General features: G+C 34.1%; 20 protein-coding genes. 14 read left to right on the top strand and 6 right to left on the bottom strand.

The features are described from left to right. The first annotated feature begins 233 nt into the window (after positions 1–233). From BW942_RS12885 to BW942_RS12875, 3 genes are read left to right on the top strand one after another with little or no spacing between them, the layout of a single operon-like run. Positions 234–413, top strand: coding sequence for a hypothetical protein (locus tag BW942_RS12885; protein WP_000689258.1), 180 nt, complete (start codon positions 234–236; stop codon positions 411–413). A 35-nt stretch (positions 414–448) separates the two neighbouring features. Further along, a complete protein-coding gene (locus BW942_RS12880) occupies positions 449–1,585 on the top strand; it encodes a tetratricopeptide repeat protein (protein ID WP_001015340.1) in 1,137 nt (378 codons plus the stop codon). After that, complete coding sequence (locus BW942_RS12875; RefSeq protein ID WP_000754808.1) at positions 1,582–2,271, top strand: hypothetical protein; 690 nt, start codon at positions 1,582–1,584, stop codon at positions 2,269–2,271. The genes BW942_RS12880 and BW942_RS12875 overlap by 4 nt, the downstream gene beginning before the upstream one ends. On the opposite strand, the gene BW942_RS12870 is transcribed toward BW942_RS12875, so the two are convergent. Next, positions 2,272–3,036 (bottom strand): ABC transporter ATP-binding protein, encoded by a 765-nt coding sequence (locus BW942_RS12870; RefSeq protein ID WP_001141158.1) that lies wholly within the window; start codon positions 3,034–3,036, stop codon positions 2,272–2,274. A gap of 916 nt (positions 3,037–3,952) precedes the next feature. On the opposite strand from BW942_RS12870, the gene BW942_RS12855 reads away from it, so the two are divergent. Then, positions 3,953–4,528: a DUF4256 domain-containing protein gene (locus BW942_RS12855; RefSeq protein WP_000049027.1), complete on the top strand. Its 576-nt coding sequence runs from the start codon at positions 3,953–3,955 to the stop codon at positions 4,526–4,528. Between the two features lie 677 nt (positions 4,529–5,205). On the opposite strand, the gene BW942_RS12845 is transcribed toward BW942_RS12855, so the two are convergent. The 3 genes from BW942_RS12845 to BW942_RS12835 all read right to left on the bottom strand — a co-directional run bounded on the left by BW942_RS12845 (position 5,206) and on the right by BW942_RS12835 (position 6,945). After that, a complete protein-coding gene (locus BW942_RS12845) occupies positions 5,206–5,493 on the bottom strand; it encodes a flagellar hook-basal body protein (RefSeq protein WP_001132427.1) in 288 nt (95 codons plus the stop codon). A gap of 5 nt (positions 5,494–5,498) precedes the next feature. Beyond that, positions 5,499–6,404, bottom strand: coding sequence for a restriction endonuclease (locus BW942_RS12840; protein WP_000026697.1), 906 nt, complete (start codon positions 6,402–6,404; stop codon positions 5,499–5,501). 124 nt (positions 6,405–6,528) lie between these two features. Beyond that, positions 6,529–6,945 carry an acyl-CoA thioesterase gene (locus BW942_RS12835; RefSeq protein WP_001088078.1) on the bottom strand — a complete coding sequence of 139 codons (417 nt, stop codon included), beginning with the start codon at positions 6,943–6,945 and terminating at the stop codon, positions 6,529–6,531. A gap of 1,602 nt (positions 6,946–8,547) precedes the next feature. Here BW942_RS12835 and BW942_RS12830 point away from each other — a divergent pair. From BW942_RS12830 to BW942_RS12785, 10 genes are all read left to right on the top strand, one after another. Then, the gene (locus BW942_RS12830) at positions 8,548–8,928 is read left to right on the top strand and encodes an ArsR/SmtB family transcription factor (RefSeq protein WP_000250565.1); all 381 of its coding nucleotides are present in this window, start codon (positions 8,548–8,550) and stop codon (positions 8,926–8,928) included. After that, positions 8,909–9,301, top strand: a complete 393-nt coding sequence (locus tag BW942_RS12825) for a DoxX family protein (RefSeq protein ID WP_001071058.1) — start codon at positions 8,909–8,911, stop codon at positions 9,299–9,301. The genes BW942_RS12830 and BW942_RS12825 overlap by 20 nt, the downstream gene beginning before the upstream one ends. A gap of 91 nt (positions 9,302–9,392) precedes the next feature. Then, positions 9,393–9,881 (top strand): SRPBCC domain-containing protein, encoded by a 489-nt coding sequence (locus BW942_RS12820; protein ID WP_000799620.1) that lies wholly within the window; start codon positions 9,393–9,395, stop codon positions 9,879–9,881. A 282-nt stretch (positions 9,882–10,163) separates the two neighbouring features. Next, positions 10,164–10,640, top strand: coding sequence for an SRPBCC family protein (locus BW942_RS12815; protein ID WP_000993325.1), 477 nt, complete (start codon positions 10,164–10,166; stop codon positions 10,638–10,640). A 21-nt stretch (positions 10,641–10,661) separates the two neighbouring features. Continuing rightward, positions 10,662–11,210, top strand: coding sequence for an SRPBCC family protein (locus BW942_RS12810; protein ID WP_000045629.1), 549 nt, complete (start codon positions 10,662–10,664; stop codon positions 11,208–11,210). 263 nt (positions 11,211–11,473) lie between these two features. Then, positions 11,474–11,941 carry an SRPBCC family protein gene (locus tag BW942_RS12805; RefSeq protein WP_001057349.1) on the top strand — a complete coding sequence of 156 codons (468 nt, stop codon included), beginning with the start codon at positions 11,474–11,476 and terminating at the stop codon, positions 11,939–11,941. Between the two features lie 171 nt (positions 11,942–12,112). Beyond that, positions 12,113–12,340 carry a hypothetical protein gene (locus BW942_RS12800; RefSeq protein ID WP_000783154.1) on the top strand — a complete coding sequence of 76 codons (228 nt, stop codon included), beginning with the start codon at positions 12,113–12,115 and terminating at the stop codon, positions 12,338–12,340. Between the two features lie 204 nt (positions 12,341–12,544). Then, on the top strand, positions 12,545–13,174 hold the full coding sequence (locus BW942_RS12795) for a hypothetical protein (protein WP_000589286.1): 630 nt from the start codon (positions 12,545–12,547) through the stop codon (positions 13,172–13,174). A gap of 36 nt (positions 13,175–13,210) precedes the next feature. Further along, entirely contained in the window at positions 13,211–13,735 is a 525-nt protein-coding gene (locus BW942_RS12790) for a dihydrofolate reductase family protein (protein ID WP_000950363.1), read from the top strand. Between the two features lie 11 nt (positions 13,736–13,746). After that, positions 13,747–15,270 (top strand): MFS transporter, encoded by a 1,524-nt coding sequence (locus BW942_RS12785; RefSeq protein ID WP_001070149.1) that lies wholly within the window; start codon positions 13,747–13,749, stop codon positions 15,268–15,270. 341 nt (positions 15,271–15,611) lie between these two features. Here BW942_RS12785 and sphH read toward each other — a convergent pair whose 3' ends face one another. Together sphH and BW942_RS12775 are read right to left on the bottom strand one after the other, a co-directional pair. Next, the gene (sphH, locus tag BW942_RS12780; RefSeq protein ID WP_001244256.1) at positions 15,612–17,276 is read right to left on the bottom strand and encodes a sphingomyelin phosphodiesterase-like hemolysin SphH; all 1,665 of its coding nucleotides are present in this window, start codon (positions 17,274–17,276) and stop codon (positions 15,612–15,614) included. Positions 17,277–18,208: 932 nt separating this feature from the next. Continuing rightward, positions 18,209–18,930, bottom strand: a 722-nt coding sequence (locus BW942_RS12775; RefSeq protein WP_139325929.1) for an IS110 family RNA-guided transposase, incomplete at its 5' end; no start/stop codon positions are given.

The raw sequence follows: 18,930 nt of genomic DNA, 5'->3' as shown, positions 1-18,930 counted from the left end.
GGAACTAAGTTTTACAGAAGATTTTGTCGTAATTCCGACGATAGATCTTGAGATCCAATTATTTGTGGGTAAGGTGATGGGTCGCTCTGCATGGTGGGAACTAAGTTTTACAGAGGATTTGTTGTAATTCCGACAGATTGATCTTGAGATAACACTTGTGGATTGGTTATGGTAGAGAACATGTTCTGAGTTCAAAGAACGTTTTATTTTAGGTTTGAACGCGATCCGATTTTATGAAAATATTTTCTTTTATACAGGCAATTTTTTACAGACTGTTAGGTTTACTCAATGAACCAAAACCTATTGATGAAAAAAAGAGTGTTTTCCATAGTTTATTATTAGTTTCAAAATTACCGGCAAGTCCTCACATTTTAGAATCGATTTTAAAATTACGTGAGGGTTCCGCGTTTTAAAAAACCGAAAATCCAGAAAGTTTTGGCTTAAAGTTATGAACCATTTTTTGTATTTGAACCCAGTTCGTTTACGATTCTATAAACTCAGTTGTTCAAACCTGATTTTAAATCGCATTTTAAACGATTTAAAAAAAATCAATTTTTCTTTCTTTCAATTCGTTTTTCATTCCTACTTTCAGAAGATCCTTTTTTATTTCTTATTCGTTTTTGCTTTTACTGATCAGACAATCGAAGCACAAATACAAATCGGAGGACAATACTATTCCGGATTACTCTGGGGAGAAAACGAGATACTTTCCCCCGAGTATTATAACAACGGTTCCTTTTTAAGAACGGAACAAGACTTTATACTGACTGCGGGAAGAAATTGGAAAGGGGACCCACCTCTTTCCCAAGGAAGTTTTCAATTTGAAGGAAAAGAAATTCTAAACTCAGGTCTTTTTAATAATGAAGCAGTATCTCTATTAGAAAAAGGAAAAACCGAAGATAGGCTCAAAGCGATTACTATGCTCGAAGAAGGAGTTCGATTCGATCCAAAATTTTTTCCATTTCGATACAACTTAGGAAGAGCATATCATCTGGAAAAAAAATATCAGAAATCCATTATCCAATTTGAATATGCAAGCTCTGAAATTCCTGAATATTATAGAACCTTTATTCATTTAGGAACATTATACGAAATCATGAGAGAACCGATCAATGCGACGATTTTATGGAAAAAAGCGGTTAGTCTTAATAAATTTCATACGGAAGCGTTACTACTTTTAGCAGACCACTACATTCGAACCGATCTCAGAAATCGTGCATTGATCTATATCAAAGAAGCTGCAAAAATAGACGAACAAAGCCCAGACGCAAGATTGGGAAAAGCCAGAATCGAACTACTCTCTTCCAAAGATCTATACGCCTACAGAATATTTAAGAATACCGAACTTGTGGATGATTTAGGACAAAAGAAACAATATAATAAAAAGTTTCATTTCTACTATGCCGAAACCGCCAGTAAAGTAGGCGATTATGTCACAGCTGCAGATCAATACGAACAACTTCTGAAATATCCGAACGATCCATTCTTTTCCGAATTTTCATATAAGGTGATCGAAAGAAGAAGGGATCTCGCACAACGTTTCGCCGAAATCAAGTCCTTGGAAGAAGAAAATAAAAACGAATGAAAAAGGTTTGCTTTTTTCAATTTTCTTCCTTTATCTTGAACGTGGAGGAATTTATGAAAAAAATCACCTGGCTCACAATCTTGTTTATCCTCCTTAACGTTCCTGCATTTGCGCAGAATAAAGAGAAAGGACAAGCAGACCTGAGTCGTTCCGACGTATTTTCTGAACAAGGAAGTTCTTACACAAAATCCCTTCAGAAAATAGTCAGAGATCTGGAAGCCACAATCAATGAAAGGCTTACAGATTTGGAGAAGAAACACTCTCTTCTCGTAATTCTGAGACCGGAACTGGAAAAGGTGCAAACAATCGTCACGGAAGACATTCCTTTTACTTTTGACGAAGGATACGAGAGCAACCTACTCAAGTATGTTCGTTTCAGGTTTGAGGCTGGCAAAATCAAGGAAGTTGAACTTGCCTCGGAGAAAAAAAGAATTCAATACGAATTCGCTTTTGAAAACAAAAGACTGATTTTCACTCCTCCGGACGTATTGGCATCTCAGGTCAAACTCGAAAGATTCGACAAAATAGAGAATACAAAAGTGGCTGATATTTCTTTGGAAAATCAGATCAAAGCGCTTAGACTTTTAGAGTCTAGCCTCAGATCTTCGATCTACCGAATCGATATTATGATCGCACTTTACAAAGACAAAAAAGACAGAAAAAATCTCTATCAGATCGACATCTGATCAAGCGCGGAGGGAACTCAAATCGATCGCACGAATGAGTTCCCCCGTAAAAGAACTTTTATAATTCGTAAACACTTCTTCCGTTGTTCCAAAATCTAATAATTTACCTTTTTCTAATATTCCAATTTGATTGCAGAATTTTTGAGCCGTCCTCAAACTATGAGTAATTAATAAAATCGTAATTTTCCTTTCCCTGGAAATCCTCTTTAAAAATTGTAATACATCGTTCAAAAGGATTGGATCCAAAGCACCTAATGCCTCGTCCAAAAAAAGAATCTTAGGTTCAGTAAGAAGAGCGCGAAGAATCGCTGCCCTTTGTAGTTCACCTCCGGAAAAAGAAAGTACATTTCGATTGAGATCTTTATTTGCCAACCGAAAAGACTCTAGTAAATCTGGGAAAAAAGCCTCTCCCCTATTTGCAATTTCTCCCCCTAAAATTCGGAGTGGTTCTTTCAAAGCTTTTTCCAAAGACCAGGCAGGGTTGAAACTTCCGACAGGATCTTGAAAGACTGGTTGTAAATGATGGATCGGAATTTCTTTTCGGGCCTTTCCAAAAAAATAAATCGATCCGCTTTGTTCCAGATTCGTGGTTGTAGGAACTCCTAAAATCGCTCGGAAAAGAGAAGTTTTACCTGAACCGGAACGACCTAAAATTCCAAGTATCGTTCCGGAATTCACTTCGAAAGAAATCGAATCTAAGATTATCCTTTGACCCAATCGGAGATTTAATTTTTGAATTTCTATGGCTTTATCGGAACTAGGCATTTCTTACAAAGTAGAATTATCCTTTTTTTAAAACAAGAATTCTTAAAAATGTGGGAGCTCTCACGTTGTAAAAGATATTAACTCCGACGTGAGTTCGATGGCTGAAATTTATTTTATAAAACCTGATTTTTATGTAAAAATAAAATGTAGGAATTATCACAACATCTATGTTTGCAGTTAAATTTTGAAAATGTGGGAACTCTTACGAATTTCTATCACGAAAAATTAATCATGTGACTTAATCTGTGGGAACTCTCACAAAAATTTAACAATATTAGAATTGCTTGAAAGTTCGCAAATTACCAAATGTGACGGTTTTTGTAGGAACCATTGTGTTTTATTAAAAATTTCGAAAGAACTATCATGTAAATTCTTTAAAGTTTTGGGACAAGTTCTTAATTTCCAAAATCTTTGTTTTTAATTGTAATCACACCAAACAAAATCATTGATTTAAATTAACGTGAATTCGACCTAAGAAAATCAGGGCGAATTCGACTGTCACCAGCAAACCTCTGATCAATAAATTGCATGCAGAAAATATGATATAATAATCGTCTTTAGTTTCAGTTTAGAAAGCGTTTGCTGAGTTTCTAGAGCGATGTGTTGAGTTCAAAAAGCGAGACGGCTTTAGTTTGAAAGAATGTTCTGCTGATTTCCCCGCAAATCCATTTCGAGTTACTCAAGTTAAATTATGATTCAAATTTCATTTCGATACAAACATTCAGTTTCGTCTGGAGCAGTAGCAAAATATCTATTACTCATAACTATATAATAAAGTACCTATATTTTACATGGAATCAGTGTTTTGTGATAAAATTAACGGTATTCAATTTTATAGAGATCAGTAGTAAACTTTTGAAATAAATTTATATCGGATACGCTTGACACACCCATTCGGCAAAAATCATATAAAAGTATGAGCAAAGTAAATAAAAATAAGAAGAAGTTGGCGGCGGAACAACGCGAAGAACTACTCAGTACATTGAAAGACCGTTTTGCAAAAAACATGAATCGTCATAAGGATCTTGAATGGACTAAAGTAAAAACAAAACTAGAAGCCAACTCTGAAAAACTGTGGTCACTCAATGAAATGGAAAAAACCGGCGGCGAACCAGACGTTATCGCCTATGATCAAAAGACGAGTGAGTATATTTTTTATGATTGTTCAATGGAAAGCCCTAAAGGCCGCAGAAGTGTTTGTTACGATCGAGAAGCATTAGAATCAAGAAAAGAACATAAGCCAAAAGATAATGCTCTTGATATGGCTGCTTCCATGGGAATTGAAATTTTAGCAGAAGAACAATATCGAGAATTACAAAAATTTGGAAAGTTTGATACAAAAACATCGAGCTGGATAAAAACACCTTCTAATATTAGAAAATTAGGCGGGGCCATCTTTGCTGATTTCCGTTACGGACATGTTTTCGTATATCATAACGGTGCAGAATCTTATTATGCGGTCAGAGGATTCCGAGGCTTGCTAAGAGTCTAAATTTTTTACAGTCCTACAATGAATTATTTCGACTAACAACAATGAATCGGATAACTTTGTGGGCGGACGGAATAGATTGAAGTTACAACGTGTTAAGTTAACGTGAATTCGGCGTAAGAAAATCTTGAAAAATAAAAACTCAATGTTGTTACTCAAACGCATCACTCTTAAATGCCAATCTAAATAACGTAAGTTTGGCGGAACTCATGATTCTGAAAAAAGTCGAAATTTGAATTTTACAGATCGATTCCTAAAATGCGGGAACTACCTCAATTTAAAAAATAGAAGTTTATAACAATTGAATCTTTCGTATTCAAGTGTGAAAACTCACAAAAAATTTAGATTTTTCTGTAAAATGGATGTGGGAACTACTGCAAATCACGATTTTACGAACAAATCTTAAATGTAGGAACTCATACTTTTAGAAAATTCTTTCTCATTTTCTTACGTTGAACTCACGTTAAGTTATTTTAAATAAAGTATTAGAGAATCAACATTTTTGGATCGTAAACTTGAATTTTATAAACTCCTGCGAAACTTGGATCTAAACGAGTAAGAGTATCATAAATAAGATTAAGGTTGTTGAAAAATTCCATAGTGAAGATTTGTAAAATTGCTTCAATTGTCCGTTTCAATACAACGAAAACAGATCAAGAATTAATTTTTCAACAACTCTATTATAAAAAACAAATTAGCTCTAAACAATTTACTTGTCCTACTACGATATTTACATTACTCAATTCAAGAAAACCGAATATTAAAGCAATCGTATGATTCAAACCAGGAATATTTTCAATTGGTTTCTGTTTAGAATGAAGCGCAATTACATTCCTTTTCAAAATAAAGAACTTCAAGATTTTGGAAAGTGAAAATTTTATTCGACCAACTTTTTTAAACTCATTCATGTCATCTCTCACAGAGAGAATACCGTCCTCCGCAAGATGCAATAAATCAAAGTTAGGCAATATTATTAATCCTCATTAAAATATTCTAAATCTACTTTTTTAATTTCATACGTTTGTTTTGTTGATACGCCAACATTATACTCAATCATCAAATCAGTAAGTTCAGCGCCATCAATTAACACAATTTTTGAATCCATTTTGGAAACATACTCATGAGCATTTGTAGTAAACATAGAAGTTGTAATAAAAATCCCTTTTTTAGCTCTTTGAACTTGTAAGGCTCCAGCAAATTTTTGAATTTCAGTGCCACTAACTGGATTTTCCCACTTCTTTGCTTGAACATAAATTAAATCAAGCCCGAGCTTATCTTCTTTAATAATTCCATCTATTCCTTCATCATTTGATTTCTTTGTTACTTTTTTATTTTTTTCATCAGATCCCCCATATCCAAGTTTAATCAACAAATCTAATACTATAGATTCAAAGAAATACGGATTACAAGATTTGATTTTATTGAGTAATTCTTCTGCTAAATCTTTTCTTATTTTACTATACCCAGTTTCCATCATTTCATCAGGAGTTTGGATGTATTCATTTACTCCTAAACTATCTCCTTGAAGCACATTTGTTTTGAATTTTTTCTCTTGAAACGATTCAAATTGTTGTAAAACATTATTATCAATTCGTTCAGGGTTAGTTTTTAGAAATTGACTTCCTTCATTTGTAATTGAATAAAACGATCTCTTAGGTGATTGAATAAGACCGGCCATTTTAAGATAAGTGATTGACCATGCTACTCTATTGTCAAAAATTCTAGTTTTTCCAGAAGGTAATAATTCACGTCTTTCTTGTTCAGTTGTTTTAAAAACAATTGCAACTCCGTCACGTATCGTAGAAGTGCTTGACTCTCTTTTCTCATTCAGTATCTTTAATATAGGTAACATAGCACTTTGAAAATCTGGAATACTCATATTTCACTCTCTAACATTTTTAATAACATCCCACCTAACTACATTTCTACGACAATAATCGATTTTTTAAAACCCACAAAACAAAAATGGTCTGACTTTATTGAAATCCAAAAAACTCTTAAGCTCACTTAGCACCAAAAGCGACGAGCAAAGAATCAGGATATTTCCAAGGTCTTTTTTTAGAAAAATCAAATAAGATACAATCCGAAACAGATTCGCAAGCGATCTTACCATCTGATTTTCGAATGAGTTTTTGAAAAATTTTACAACGAGAGCCTTTTAATTCTCCAAAACTTGTAATTACTATCACCGCTTCCGGATAACGAATTTCCGCTTTATAATCGGTTTCCGATCTCAAAATCATTGGTCCGATATTTTCTTCTCTCATTTTTTCATAGCTAAAACCAGCCTCTTCTAATGCGACCATTCTACCTTCGTGAAGAAACACTTGAAAATTCCCAACATTCAAATGTCCGTTAGGATCACATTGACTCCAAAGAACTGGAATCTCATATGTAAATTCCTTTAATTGTGAATTCATAATTGCCTCAATTGTAAACGAATCATTAAACTTAAATTTATTGAAAATCAATTCTGAAATAGTTTTATAAAATTTCTTTAAATAACAAGCTCAATTTCTATTCTATTTTTCCTACTGAAAAAACTAGTGTAGCTCAAACATTAGAAAAATATGATTTTCCTGTAAATCTTGAATCACTTCTACTAATCAGAACCGTTAAATAGAACTTTTCAAATCCTATTATAACGTGGGTTCGATGTAAGAAAATTGGGGCGAATAATAAATTCAATGCAGCTTTTCTACGGATCGCAGCATAATAATCGCTTTCGCATTTTATACCGAACTCACGCTATTATAAGATTCTGTAAATTGTAGAAACTACCTCATTTTTTATACAAGACTAAACGCTCTATTTGATAAGAAAACATAAACCCATAACGAGAATCCCTCTTATAAACTCATTCTTTCATAAAAATTAAAAGTTTGTCCCAAAATCTCAAAGAATTTTACGTGATAATTCTTTAAAAATTTTTAATAAAATGCAGTAGTTCCTACAAATTAGGTCGCAATTTTGCGAATTTTCAAACAGTTCTAATGCCGTTAAGTTTTCGTAGTAGTTCCATATTTTTGTGAAACTCAATCTCACTTTCTAAGGCTCCTCAGCGTCTCACTTCCTGAATACTGATCCTTAAAGAGGTGGCATTCGCTGAGTTTTCCGGGCGCTTTTTCCACAGGGGACCGCTCGAAGTAACTCGGCAAACACCTTCCTAAACTCAATGCATCGCTTCTATGGTCGCTCCGCAGATCGGTGTTTAAGATTTGGGACAAGTTCTTGATAACGTGAGTTCAATGTAAGAAAATAAGAAAGAATTTTTTAAGTATGAGTTTCTACAATTTTAGAATTTATTCGTAAAGTTATGATGCAGTAGTTCCCACATTTTAGGAATTGATCTATAAAGTTTCAGATTCCAACTTTTTTTCAGAAAAGTAACTCATGTTAAATAACGTGAATTCATTTAAAAATTTCAGAGTAAAAAGAAAGATGAAACATAACTCGCGGGAACTATTACAAAAATTGAATTACAAAAAAGTATTTCAAAAACCATATACTCACAATATGACGTAAATTGTAGGAACTACTTCCATAATCCAGGTTTTACAGTTAGATTCTAGAAATGTGGGAACTCACACGAAAAATGAATGTTTAAAAATTCGTGATGCGATTCAGTTTGTGGGAACTATCACAAATTGCAATTTTTACAGATAAATCTTGTAAACGTAGGAACTCATACACAATCCAATAAACTTCCATACAAATCAAAAACTGTATATTAGAAATCTTTGAATTTCGAATCATAGTTCCAACACTTTTTACAAAAAATCAATCCTCAGAGATTAAACTAACAACTCAGTCATATCTTGAACAGAAATTCCAAGTCCATAAGTTTGATACCAAATTATTATTTTGGATAAAAACCAAAGATTCGGATTGAACGTTTCTTTTTTTCAGATATAGTCTTTTGAACTCTCTCTTTTTTGACACATTTTTCGAATTCTTTAGAGCGAAATGGATTGACAAAAATCTGAGAATGATTCAATTTAACCAATAGGTTAATTAACTATATGGTTCAACAAGAAACAGATTCATTGAGCCTCACTTTTGCAGCCTTAGCGGACCCAACCCGCCGTAAAATTCTGGCAACTCTTCGTTATGGAGAGGTCACCGTAAAACAACTTGCGGAGCCTTTTGCGATCAGTTTGCCTGCGATCACAAAACACCTTAAGGTGTTGGAAAAAGCTGGGCTTATTTCCAGGGGCCGTGAAGCCCAATGGAGACCCTCCCGTTTGGAAGCAGGGCCTTTGAAAGAAGCAGCCGACTGGATTGACGAATATCGTCAGATGTGGGAAGCAAGACTCGATCGTCTGGACGAATACTTAAGAGAACTACAACAAAAAGAATCACAACAAAAAAGGAAAACAGATCATGAATCAGGAAAAAATTAAAACTATCATCTATTGGATTGTAACCGCTGTGATCGCGGCTAACTACGCGTTCGCTAGTTACGCCTATTTCAATCGCGGACCAGAGGTAGTCGCCGGAATAACTAAACTCGGTTATCCAATGTATTTTATAACCATTCTTGGAGTTTGGAAACTGCTCGGCGCAATCGCCATCACGGCTCCACGTTTCCCCCTTTTAAAAGAATGGGCTTATGCAGGAATGTTTTTTAATCTTACCTCTGCTTCTATTTCCAATGCGGCTGCTGGAATGGAAATCATACATGTTATAATGCCCATGATCGGTTTAGTTTTAGTGGCCTTGTCTTGGGCCTTACGTCCCGCGTCCAGACGACTGGAAGGAATCTGGCATCTATAAGAAAATTCTACTTTAAGAATATTCTATTTTATTAATTTAAAATTCAACTTTATGTTTTTTAAAAAATACAAAAAAGTGAAAGGAGAATGATATGAAAAATACGACAAATCAAACCAAAGACGAATTGCTCATTACTCGAATTTTTAATGCGCCTAGAGAAACCATTTTTGACGCCTGGACTATCCCTGAACAATTGATGCGATGGTGGGGACCTAAAGGTTTTACATGCCCGATATGTAAGATTGATTTTAAGGTGGGAGGTAAATACCTTTTCTGTATGCGTTCTCCCGAAGAACAAGAGTTTTGGTCCACCGGAGTTTATAAAGAAATTGTCAGGCCCGAAAAAATCGTCCAAACGGATAATTTTGCGGATAAAGATGGTAATGTTGTTCCCGCTTCTGCTTATGGAATCCAAGGAGATTGGCCCGAATCTATTTTAATTACACTTGTCTTTGAAGATCATCAAGGAAAAACAAAATTAATTCTACATCATACGGGTATTCCCGCCGGAGAAATAAGAGATATGACCAACGCGAGTTGGAACGAATGTTTAGACAAACTAGAATCGATTCTTAAATAAAATCGATTTGAATACAACCAAAGTTTGTCTTACTGATTCCGAATTGTTAGGTATCTTTAATTGTGATGAGAATCGGCTTCTTAAATATAAATTAGCGGTATTCTGTTATATGAGCGTTCAGTAAACTTTAAAAAATGAAGAACCAAATTCTACTATATAAAGTCGGACAAATCTTAGGATAAACGTTAAATACAAAATATTGAATATTCTAAAAATAAAATTATTGATTCAATTCATTTTTAAATCTGAAATAAATTTAGTAATTATTGAAAAGGAACCATGATGAACGCAAATAACACTTCAACTGCGGATAGAGAAATTCGTGTAACCCGAATCTTTGACGCACCTAGAGATCTCGTTTTTAGGATGTGGACGGACCCGGAACACGTTATTCATTGGTGGGGGCCTAAAGGTTTTACAAATACATTCGAAACCATGGACGTCAAGCCCGGCGGCATCTGGAAGTTCATAATGCACGGCCCAGACGGTACAGATTATCCAAATCTGATCGTCTTTTTAGAAGTGATTCGTCCAGAAAAACTAGTCTATAAACACGGCTCTGATATGAAAGACCATCCGGGAGATTTTCACGTTACTGTTCTTTTTTCGGAACAAAATGGAAAAACCATCTTGGATATGACTATGCTTTTCAACACGGCTCAACAACGTAACGAAACCGTTGAGAAATACGGCGCTATCGAAGGTCTCAACCAAACTATGGATCGTTTGGTGGAATACCTGGCAAAACAAAAAGGTTAAAAACTATATTAGGAGAGTTTTATGTCTAAATCAAAAATGATCGTTTTATCAGTGTTAGCTGTATTTGCAGCTTTAGTTATAGGGATCATCGCGGTCGCTTCCACAAAACCGGCAGAATTCCGTTTTGAAAGAACACTAAGCATAAAGGCACAACCCGGAAAAATTTTTACTTTCGTTAATGATTATCATAATTGGCCTTCTTGGTCTCCTTGGGAAAAACTAGATCCGGGAATGAAACGGTCTTATAGCGGTGCGTCTATTGGTTTAGGTTCCGTTTACGAGTGGGAAGGAAACAGCGAAGTAGGAAAAGGACGTATGGAAATTATAGAATCAAATTCGCCTTCCAATATCAAAATGAAGTTAGATTTTATTTCTCCTTTTGAAGCCCATAATACCGCCGAATTTACGTTTGTAGCCAAAGACGGTAAAACTAACGTCACCTGGGCAATGTATGGCCCTAATGCCTTCATCTCCAAATTGATGGGACTATTCTACGATATGGATCAGATGATCGGAAAAGATTTTGAAACCGGTTTAAATAATATTAAAACGATCGTAGAGGAAAAATAAATATAACCGATTCCATTAAGATTTCAAAATTTAGTATATCAATAATTTTTAATGTTTTTTCTCAAAAAAATATTAAAAATTCTTAAAATTATGGAAGATCCGATGAATACAAATTTTGAAGAAAATTTCAATGGAATCTAATCCGGATTTTCAAAAACTTTTGATCGATTAGATTGTATATTTGACCTAAAGTTTCAAATTTCTATCTACACGATCGTAGAGAAAGTTAGTATTTACAATTTCGAAGAATTAAAATTAGGAGAATGAATATGTCCAATCAAACTATAACCGCTTCGGATCGTGAAATCGTTAGCGTTCGTGTTGTCAATGCATCACGAGAAATTGTTTTCAAAGCTTGGACCGATCCACAACATCTACGGTCGTGGTGGGGACCAAATGGTTTTACAAATACGTTTCACGAATTCGATCTAAAACCAGAAGGCCACTGGCGTTTTACAATGCATGGCCCAGACGGTACAGATTATGCAAATCACAGCGTCTTTGTAGAAATTATAAAACCAGAAAAACTCGTATTTGATCACATTTCCGGACACATTTTTAGAGTTACTGCAACTTTCGAAGAAGAATCACCTAATAGTACAAAGGTGATTTTCCGGATGTTGTTTGAATCTCTTCAAGAATTTGAAAAGGCTAAAAAATATGTAATTGAAGGAAACGAACAAAACTTTGACAAGTTAGAAGTCGAACTTAAGAGAATGATTAATCAATAGTTCAAAAACTTCTAAATAGTGTAACGGTGAATCAACTTAAAACTTACACTAAAACTTTAAAATGTGGGAACTACCACATTTGATTCGTTTGAAAAGCAATTGATTTTAAAATTTTAGAAACAGGTTCTAAAAATCGTCTTTGAAACAAATCCTGATTTACTACAAGGAAACATGAAGATGCTATCGAAAATGAACAGTAAAATTTTGCAAAAATGTAGAACTTGTTTTGGATTGCCACTACCCCAGACAGAACTAATAACTTCTTTAAGAGAAGTTCTACATTTTAATTTTTTAAATAAACTTATAGCACTCTTTTCAAGAATCATTGTAGCAAAACCCCATCAAAAACAATTCATTTTTGCTTTAAAATATATTACATGTTCTTCTAAAGCGATTTAATAATTTCAAAATAAAATTAATCAAAAGAATAAATTATAAAATTGGCATATACCTTTCTTACATTTTCAATAAAATCATTTTTGCAATATTCAAATGCATATAATAGAGCACCAAAAATGGGCTTCTCTCAAAATTCATAAATATCCTATTATATCAGCAAACACCGAATTCTATAAAAACAAGCAGAAAAATATAAATTACTATATGATAAAATTCTTAAATAAAAAAACCATTCGTCTCAAGACCTTTTTTATTTTATTGATCTTGACCCTACTTTTTCCAATTCAATGGAACATTTTTCCTTGTGCGTGTTGTTCCAATATAGGCGAACGATTTGATTCGGAAGTAGATCTAGACTCGAGATACATAGATATTTTAGAACAATTACGTTTTGATTCTAAAGCTTTTCTCTTTTTAGGTGAGAAAGATCCAGAATCCATAACGGGCATTCATCCCGCTTCTGGAGAATATAAAATAAAAGCTACCTGGAAAAAAAATCGTTTCATATTTGAATTTAGAGATCTTGAAAACCATTCTGGAACGCTAATAATAAAATTACCAAAAAAAATTTCCGTTTTTTACATAGACTACATCAATCCGGCCCCGGCAATTTCAGAATCAGCACTTTATAAAGAATTTCGCATAACGTCAAAAATGGTAGAAACCGGAATTTTCACTCCTGGATTAGGAGCGAATCAATCTATCACCTTGATCTTACGTGGAAATGGTAATCTTTGTCACGATACTTACAATTTTATTCGTTGGACTCTGATGGTGAAAGGGCCTAAATCGAATTATCATCTTTTCGGCACATTGATCCCTTATCAATTATAAGGCAAATATAACGTGAGAAAAATCATTCTTCAAACGATGCTTTCGATGAATGGATATTTTGAAGGACCGAATAGTACCATTGATTGGCACGTAGTTGATGAGGAATTTAATAAATATACAATCGATTTTTTGGATCAAGTGGATGTTCTGCTTTTTGGAAGGATCACATACGAACTTATGGCAAATTATTGGCCTACTGCAATTGTAGACAATCCGATTATAGCAACCAAGATGAATGAAATTACCAAAATCGTTTTTTCAAAAACCTTAGCAAATGTAAAATGGAAAAATTCTATATTAGTTTATAATAATGTTAAGAAAGAAGTAGCTAAGTTAAAAAAACAGCAAGGTAAAGATATAGCAATTTTTGGAAGTTCCAGTTTAGCCGCTACACTCATTGAACAAAAACTTATAGATGAAGTTAGAATTTTCATAAATCCTATCGTGTTAGGCGAAGGTAAAACTTTATTCCAAGGAATTCAAAATCGAATAAGTTTGAAGTTAATTCAAACAAAAACATTCCAATCCGGCAACGTATTACTCTATTATCAACCTCTATAAGAAGAAACAAAATGAATCCCACAAACACAAATCTCGCTACTAAAAAAGAATGGATCGGCCTTGCAGTAATTGCACTTCCTTGTCTACTTTATGCTATGGACCTGACCGTATTGTATTTAGCCGTACCTCATCTTACGGAAGATCTAAAACCTACCGGTTCCCAACTTTTATGGATCGTAGACATCTACGGCTTTTTAGTGGCTGGTTTTTTAGTCACCATGGGTACGTTAGGTGATCGTATCGGAAGAAGAAAACTTCTCATGATAGGCGCAGCATCATTTGGAGTTGCGTCCGTTTTGGCGGCATTTTCCAAAAATGCGGAAATGTTAATCGCAACCAGAGCCTTATTAGGTATTACGGCCGCAACCCTAGCTCCATCTACTCTATCATTAATTCGTAATATGTTTTTAGACGCAAACCAAAGAACGGTCGCAATTGGAATCTGGGGGACTAGCTTTTCCATCGGTGGAGCAATCGGTCCTTTAATTGGTGGATTACTTTTGGAACATTTTTGGTGGGGTTCCGTTTTTCTATTAAGTGTTCCAGTTATGATTCTTCTTTTAATTGCAGGGCCTAAACTTCTTCCCGAATTCAAAGATCCAAACGCGGGAAGTTTAGACATTCCCAGCGTAATCCTATCTTTGAGTTCCGTTTTGAGTATCATATACGGATTTAAACGAGTCGCTGAGGATGGCTGGGAAGTTCTTTCATTCCTTTTCATCGTTAGTGGTTTTTTAATCGGAACACTTTTTATCCGAAGACAACAAAATCTCAAAGATCCTTTAATCGATCTTCAGTTGTTTAAAGTTCCTGCCTTTAGCGCCGCCCTGATCGCCAACTCATTGACCATTTTCGTCGGGTTGGGTAGTTTTTTATTTCTAGCTCAATACTTACAATTAGTTCTCGGCTTATCACCGTTAGTTGCAGGATTTTGGACTCTTCCTTCTGCTGCCGGAAACGTCGTGGGTTCTCTCGCGGTTCCTATGTTAGTTAGAAAAATTCGTCCAATCATTGTAGTATCTGGAGGTCTCGTTTTAAACATCGTTGGACTCGCCTTTTATGCGTTAGTTGATGCGAATTCTGGACTTGTTTATGTTGTAATAGGCTCTGTAATCATATCTTTGGGAATCTGTTCGGTTGTAATTTTAGGCACAGATTTAATCGTAGGTTCCGCTCCTCCAGAAAGAGCCGGAGCCGCTGCCTCTATTTCAGAAACCGGCGTCGAATTTGGTGGAGTTTTAGGAATAGCCGTTTTAGGAAGTATCGGAACCGCGGTTTATAAAAATCGTATGGACGGCTTAAACTTCAATGGAATCTCGCCGGAATCGATGGAATCCGCAAAAGGCACATTAGGTGCAGCTGTCTCAGTCGCTAAAGAACTACCAGAAGATATTGCACTTTCTCTGTTGCATTCCGCCAAACACGCATTTACCGATTCGTTTCAATTAGTTTCTATCATTTGTGCGGTGATCTCTTTTGTATTAGCGATAACAATTTTTATCATGCGTAAGAGTCTGGAAAAAGAAGAAAGCTGATAGACATAGTTAGGTAATCTATCAATGAATTAGAATATTAATATAACTACTGATAACTATATAATAGAGTACCGAGCATTTTGCATCGAAATAGGATTTGCAATAAAAATTTATGATATTCAATTTTATAGAAATCAGTAAGTTATAAATCATCTCAAAAATAGCTTAGAGTCTCTTAGAGCAACATCCTACAATATTTTTGAGATGACCTCTATAAAATTAATTTTTAATTCTGATCACAGTCGCCAAACAGTGGTTTTGTGAAAAAATTCGACTTTAGGATCGTTATTTTTAGATTTTATAGAAAAGTTCGTTTTAAAAAACTCAACCAAAGTCAAGGACTAACGATAAATTAAATCGTCTTTCCAATCTCTTTCAGGTTTTGTGTTCAATCTAACTTTGAAAGTTTCCCTTAAATTGTAAGTTTTATTCCAAAGATATAAATATCCATCCCAATTACCACCATCCCAAATCGTAAGATAATAATAATCCAGAGTAGCTCCATCATAATCTTTGAATACAATTCTACTTCCGTCTTTTATACATTCTTCTTCGTCAAGAACATGAATTTGTAAATTATTAGAAGCATCGTTAAATTTAGGATAGTAAGCATAATTGCCCTTACCTCCTCCGAGCCACCAATTCCAATAATAATTTAGATAATAAGAAGGTTCAATCCGAGTATACCCACTTTTGAGACAATTGGTATCGGATTTAGGATCGGCTTCCTGCAGCAGATTGAACTTTGTAAATTCAGTTTCATCTGATGCGTTTACTTGTAACCAACCATTTGCTTGTTTAGGATCAGCTTGAATTTTTTTTCCAGTTGACATTGATTCAAAAGATACTTGGTCGTATTTTCTTCTGTGTGCGGATTGAGTTGGAGTATTAGAATCAGCATAAGTAAAACCGTAAACAGGATATCGATCGGAAAACTCATAACCTGTGTATCCGACAACATTCCAGGTAGTCGGGGTTATGGGATCATATGCCAAATTTTGCCAAACTTGAGGTTTAAAATGAGTTCCTACAACAAATATATACTCCAAATAACTGGATACTTGATTTGTACCACTGGTGTAAGAAGCAATTGCATTTTTTTTAGGATCCCAAGTAAAAGAAATTCCTGCGTAATGAGGTTCATCTACACCTAAAATCATTAGAATATCTTGATATTCTGCACTACCTTTATTTACGTTAAAACTTCCAGCCAGAAATATTGTTTCGTTTTTTGGCACTTGTTTTAAATTGATAAAATTTTTAATCTCTACAAACTGATGTTTTCTTGCATTTTGTCCCAAATCCGAACAAGAAGTATTTTGAACGTCAGTTCCAATGATATGATATTTGCGACCATGTTTATTAATTTTTACATAAACAAATCCTTTGTTATAATAGTAGTCGTTTCCACATCCGTGATTTTCAAAGATATATTGTATTTTTTCTTCAATAGGCCATTTGCTTAAGACAATCACTCCTCCATTATAATCGTTATCCAGCGGAAAAGCTCTAAAATCACCTAGAGTTTGATTCCAACCATATGTAGCTCTTCCAATAACATCGATTTGATTTGGGTATTGAGAGCGGAGTCCATTCATAAGTATATTTTTCGATTTTGTATCAAAAACTCCTTCCAGTACAAGTACATCTTGATCTTTAACATATTTTGAATCTACAAGCAACCGTGCTCTTTTTTCTTGACCCCAATTTCCAGAATTAAAAAGTCCTTTATGATACATAAAAAGATTGTAACTTAGAATTTTTATATCCACTTCCGAAGATACTTGAGCATCAATTCCTATTCTTTCTGCACTTATATTTGCAAATTGAATATTTTGATCTTTTGAAAAAAGTAAAAGAGACATTAGTAAATCTGCATGTACTTTTTGTTTATCCGGTAGACAATTCAAAAAGAATATAAAGAGACAATAAAAACCTATTAAAGATTTCGATTTCTTGTATGTATTTCGTATTTCATTATTTTTTTTTCGGAAAATGTTTCGCATTTTTAAGCCTCGTTAATAATTGATTTTCTGGATTCTGAGACGCAGTATCAAAAAAGATATACTTTTTTACAAAAAAAATTCAAAATAAAAAAACAGATATATCACTTAAGTAATTATTATTACATGATTGTCTCCAATTCGAACTAAATAAATTAATATTTTTTTATATTATGAAAAATTAATATTATATTTAATATCAATTCTTACAAAAATTTATTATCGTAAATTTTTATTATAAAATCATGCTTCAGCACAAAGCAATAGTGGCTTCACTATATAGTTTTAAAGAATAACTTTTCTCGAAACTTAAAAGCTTGATAAACGAAAACTGCTGAAAAATTCGCAAACGTCTAGATATAGAAGAATCGATAAGAATTCCAAAATTTCATTAGAAATTTCTAAAGTAAATTTTTATATAATAGTTTTTGATTTCTATATTAGAGTCATCGAAAAAATCTATATCTACGAACGATTCCCCATTCGTCTTACTACTCGGATGCATGAAAATGATATTCAAAATTACGAGTAATTTTTTTAAAGATATAGAAGTTTTTGCAAAATTGCGTCAAGCCTAGAATTATTGTTGTTTTTGAAAGAATCTCACATTTTAAGTTTTGAAACAAATGCAACTTAGTATTGTTTTTATGCGTCCGAATAATAATGAAAAAACGGAAGAAAATTAACTTTCCGACAACTCTAATAAGTTCTTACTGCTCCCTACAAGATTGAATGCCCGTAAATGTTGCGACAAAGTGTTGATTAATGCGTTTCCGGTATGCTCCAATACGAAAAGGATTAAAACGGGGAACTAAAGCAGAACGGCTCTCTATCATAACCAACCCCACAAGTTGAATAGGATTTTAGAATCAAAATGAACTCAACAGAACGGGCTTTCTCCTATGTTTCTTGTGTCAATCCCTTCCGCAATTTTATTACATAAGACCATATTGAGTTAATTTTCGATTCAATACTTTTTCAGGCATAGAATCGAAAAGTTCTCCCGTTTTAATCATTGTGTAAAGGATTTCGATCATTTTGCGAGAAGTGGCTATGATTGATTTTTTAGCACCTTTTTTAGGATATAATCTTTGATAGAATTCTTTTATCTTACCACCATATTGACAACGGACAAGACTCCAAGCCGCTTGAACGATCACTCTTCGAATTGAATGACAACCACGATTTACAATTCTGCCGTAATAAGCGGAGTCACCTGAAATATCAACCCTGGGCACAAGACCAACGTAGTAAGCGGCTTGTTTAGCTGAAGAGAATCGTTTACAATTACCCATATAACTCATGATCGCCAAAGAAGTAATCATACCGATCCCAGGCATTGACATAATCGTTTGAGCATAAGCCTTATTTTTCTTTAAGGCTTCTTTAATTTCTTCTTCTATGAGTTTTAGATTTTGTTCCACTAAATCTAAAACTTTTAATATTCTTTCCGCTTCTTTTTGGTATCGACTTGGAAGTAAGGCTACAGAGATTTCTCTATTTGCTTTTGTTCTTAAATGCTTTTTAGTGATATGTGTCAAACCGGCTTGAGTAAATAAACTATGAAGTCGATTCTTACTTTGCGTTAGTTGCCTTGTCCAGTTCTCTTGTTCCGTGCATAGTCTTCTATTGTCCTCCTCTTCATCGTTTGGAATCG

Origin of the sequence: Leptospira interrogans, assembly GCF_900156205.1 — a bacterium.
Classification (GTDB): domain Bacteria; phylum Spirochaetota; class Leptospiria; order Leptospirales; family Leptospiraceae; genus Leptospira; species Leptospira interrogans.
This window is presented reverse-complemented; position numbering and strand designations above follow the sequence as displayed.

Excerpts from the sequence above, each read along its gene's own strand:
- BW942_RS12805 (WP_001057349.1), top strand. The coding sequence starts at position 11,474 with ATGAATATGTCCAATCAAACTATAACCGCTTCGGATCGTGAAATCGTT.
- BW942_RS12810 (WP_000045629.1), top strand. The coding sequence starts at position 10,662 with ATGTCTAAATCAAAAATGATCGTTTTATCAGTGTTAGCTGTATTTGCA.
- sphH (WP_001244256.1), bottom strand. The coding sequence starts at position 17,276 with ATGCGAAACATTTTCCGAAAAAAAAATAATGAAATACGAAATACATAC.
- BW942_RS12790 (WP_000950363.1), top strand. The coding sequence starts at position 13,211 with ATGCTTTCGATGAATGGATATTTTGAAGGACCGAATAGTACCATTGAT.
- BW942_RS12835 (WP_001088078.1), bottom strand. The coding sequence starts at position 6,945 with ATGAATTCACAATTAAAGGAATTTACATATGAGATTCCAGTTCTTTGG.
- BW942_RS12795 (WP_000589286.1), top strand. The coding sequence starts at position 12,545 with ATGATAAAATTCTTAAATAAAAAAACCATTCGTCTCAAGACCTTTTTT.
- BW942_RS12855 (WP_000049027.1), top strand. The coding sequence starts at position 3,953 with ATGAGCAAAGTAAATAAAAATAAGAAGAAGTTGGCGGCGGAACAACGC.
- BW942_RS12880 (WP_001015340.1), top strand. The coding sequence starts at position 449 with ATGAACCATTTTTTGTATTTGAACCCAGTTCGTTTACGATTCTATAAA.
- BW942_RS12825 (WP_001071058.1), top strand. The coding sequence starts at position 8,909 with ATGAATCAGGAAAAAATTAAAACTATCATCTATTGGATTGTAACCGCT.
- BW942_RS12875 (WP_000754808.1), top strand. The coding sequence starts at position 1,582 with ATGAAAAAGGTTTGCTTTTTTCAATTTTCTTCCTTTATCTTGAACGTG.
- BW942_RS12815 (WP_000993325.1), top strand. The coding sequence starts at position 10,164 with ATGAACGCAAATAACACTTCAACTGCGGATAGAGAAATTCGTGTAACC.
- BW942_RS12870 (WP_001141158.1), bottom strand. The coding sequence starts at position 3,036 with ATGCCTAGTTCCGATAAAGCCATAGAAATTCAAAAATTAAATCTCCGA.
- BW942_RS12885 (WP_000689258.1), top strand. The coding sequence starts at position 234 with ATGAAAATATTTTCTTTTATACAGGCAATTTTTTACAGACTGTTAGGT.
- BW942_RS12820 (WP_000799620.1), top strand. The coding sequence starts at position 9,393 with ATGAAAAATACGACAAATCAAACCAAAGACGAATTGCTCATTACTCGA.
- BW942_RS12785 (WP_001070149.1), top strand. The coding sequence starts at position 13,747 with ATGAATCCCACAAACACAAATCTCGCTACTAAAAAAGAATGGATCGGC.
- BW942_RS12830 (WP_000250565.1), top strand. The coding sequence starts at position 8,548 with ATGGTTCAACAAGAAACAGATTCATTGAGCCTCACTTTTGCAGCCTTA.
- BW942_RS12800 (WP_000783154.1), top strand. The coding sequence starts at position 12,113 with ATGAAGATGCTATCGAAAATGAACAGTAAAATTTTGCAAAAATGTAGA.
- BW942_RS12840 (WP_000026697.1), bottom strand. The coding sequence starts at position 6,404 with ATGAGTATTCCAGATTTTCAAAGTGCTATGTTACCTATATTAAAGATA.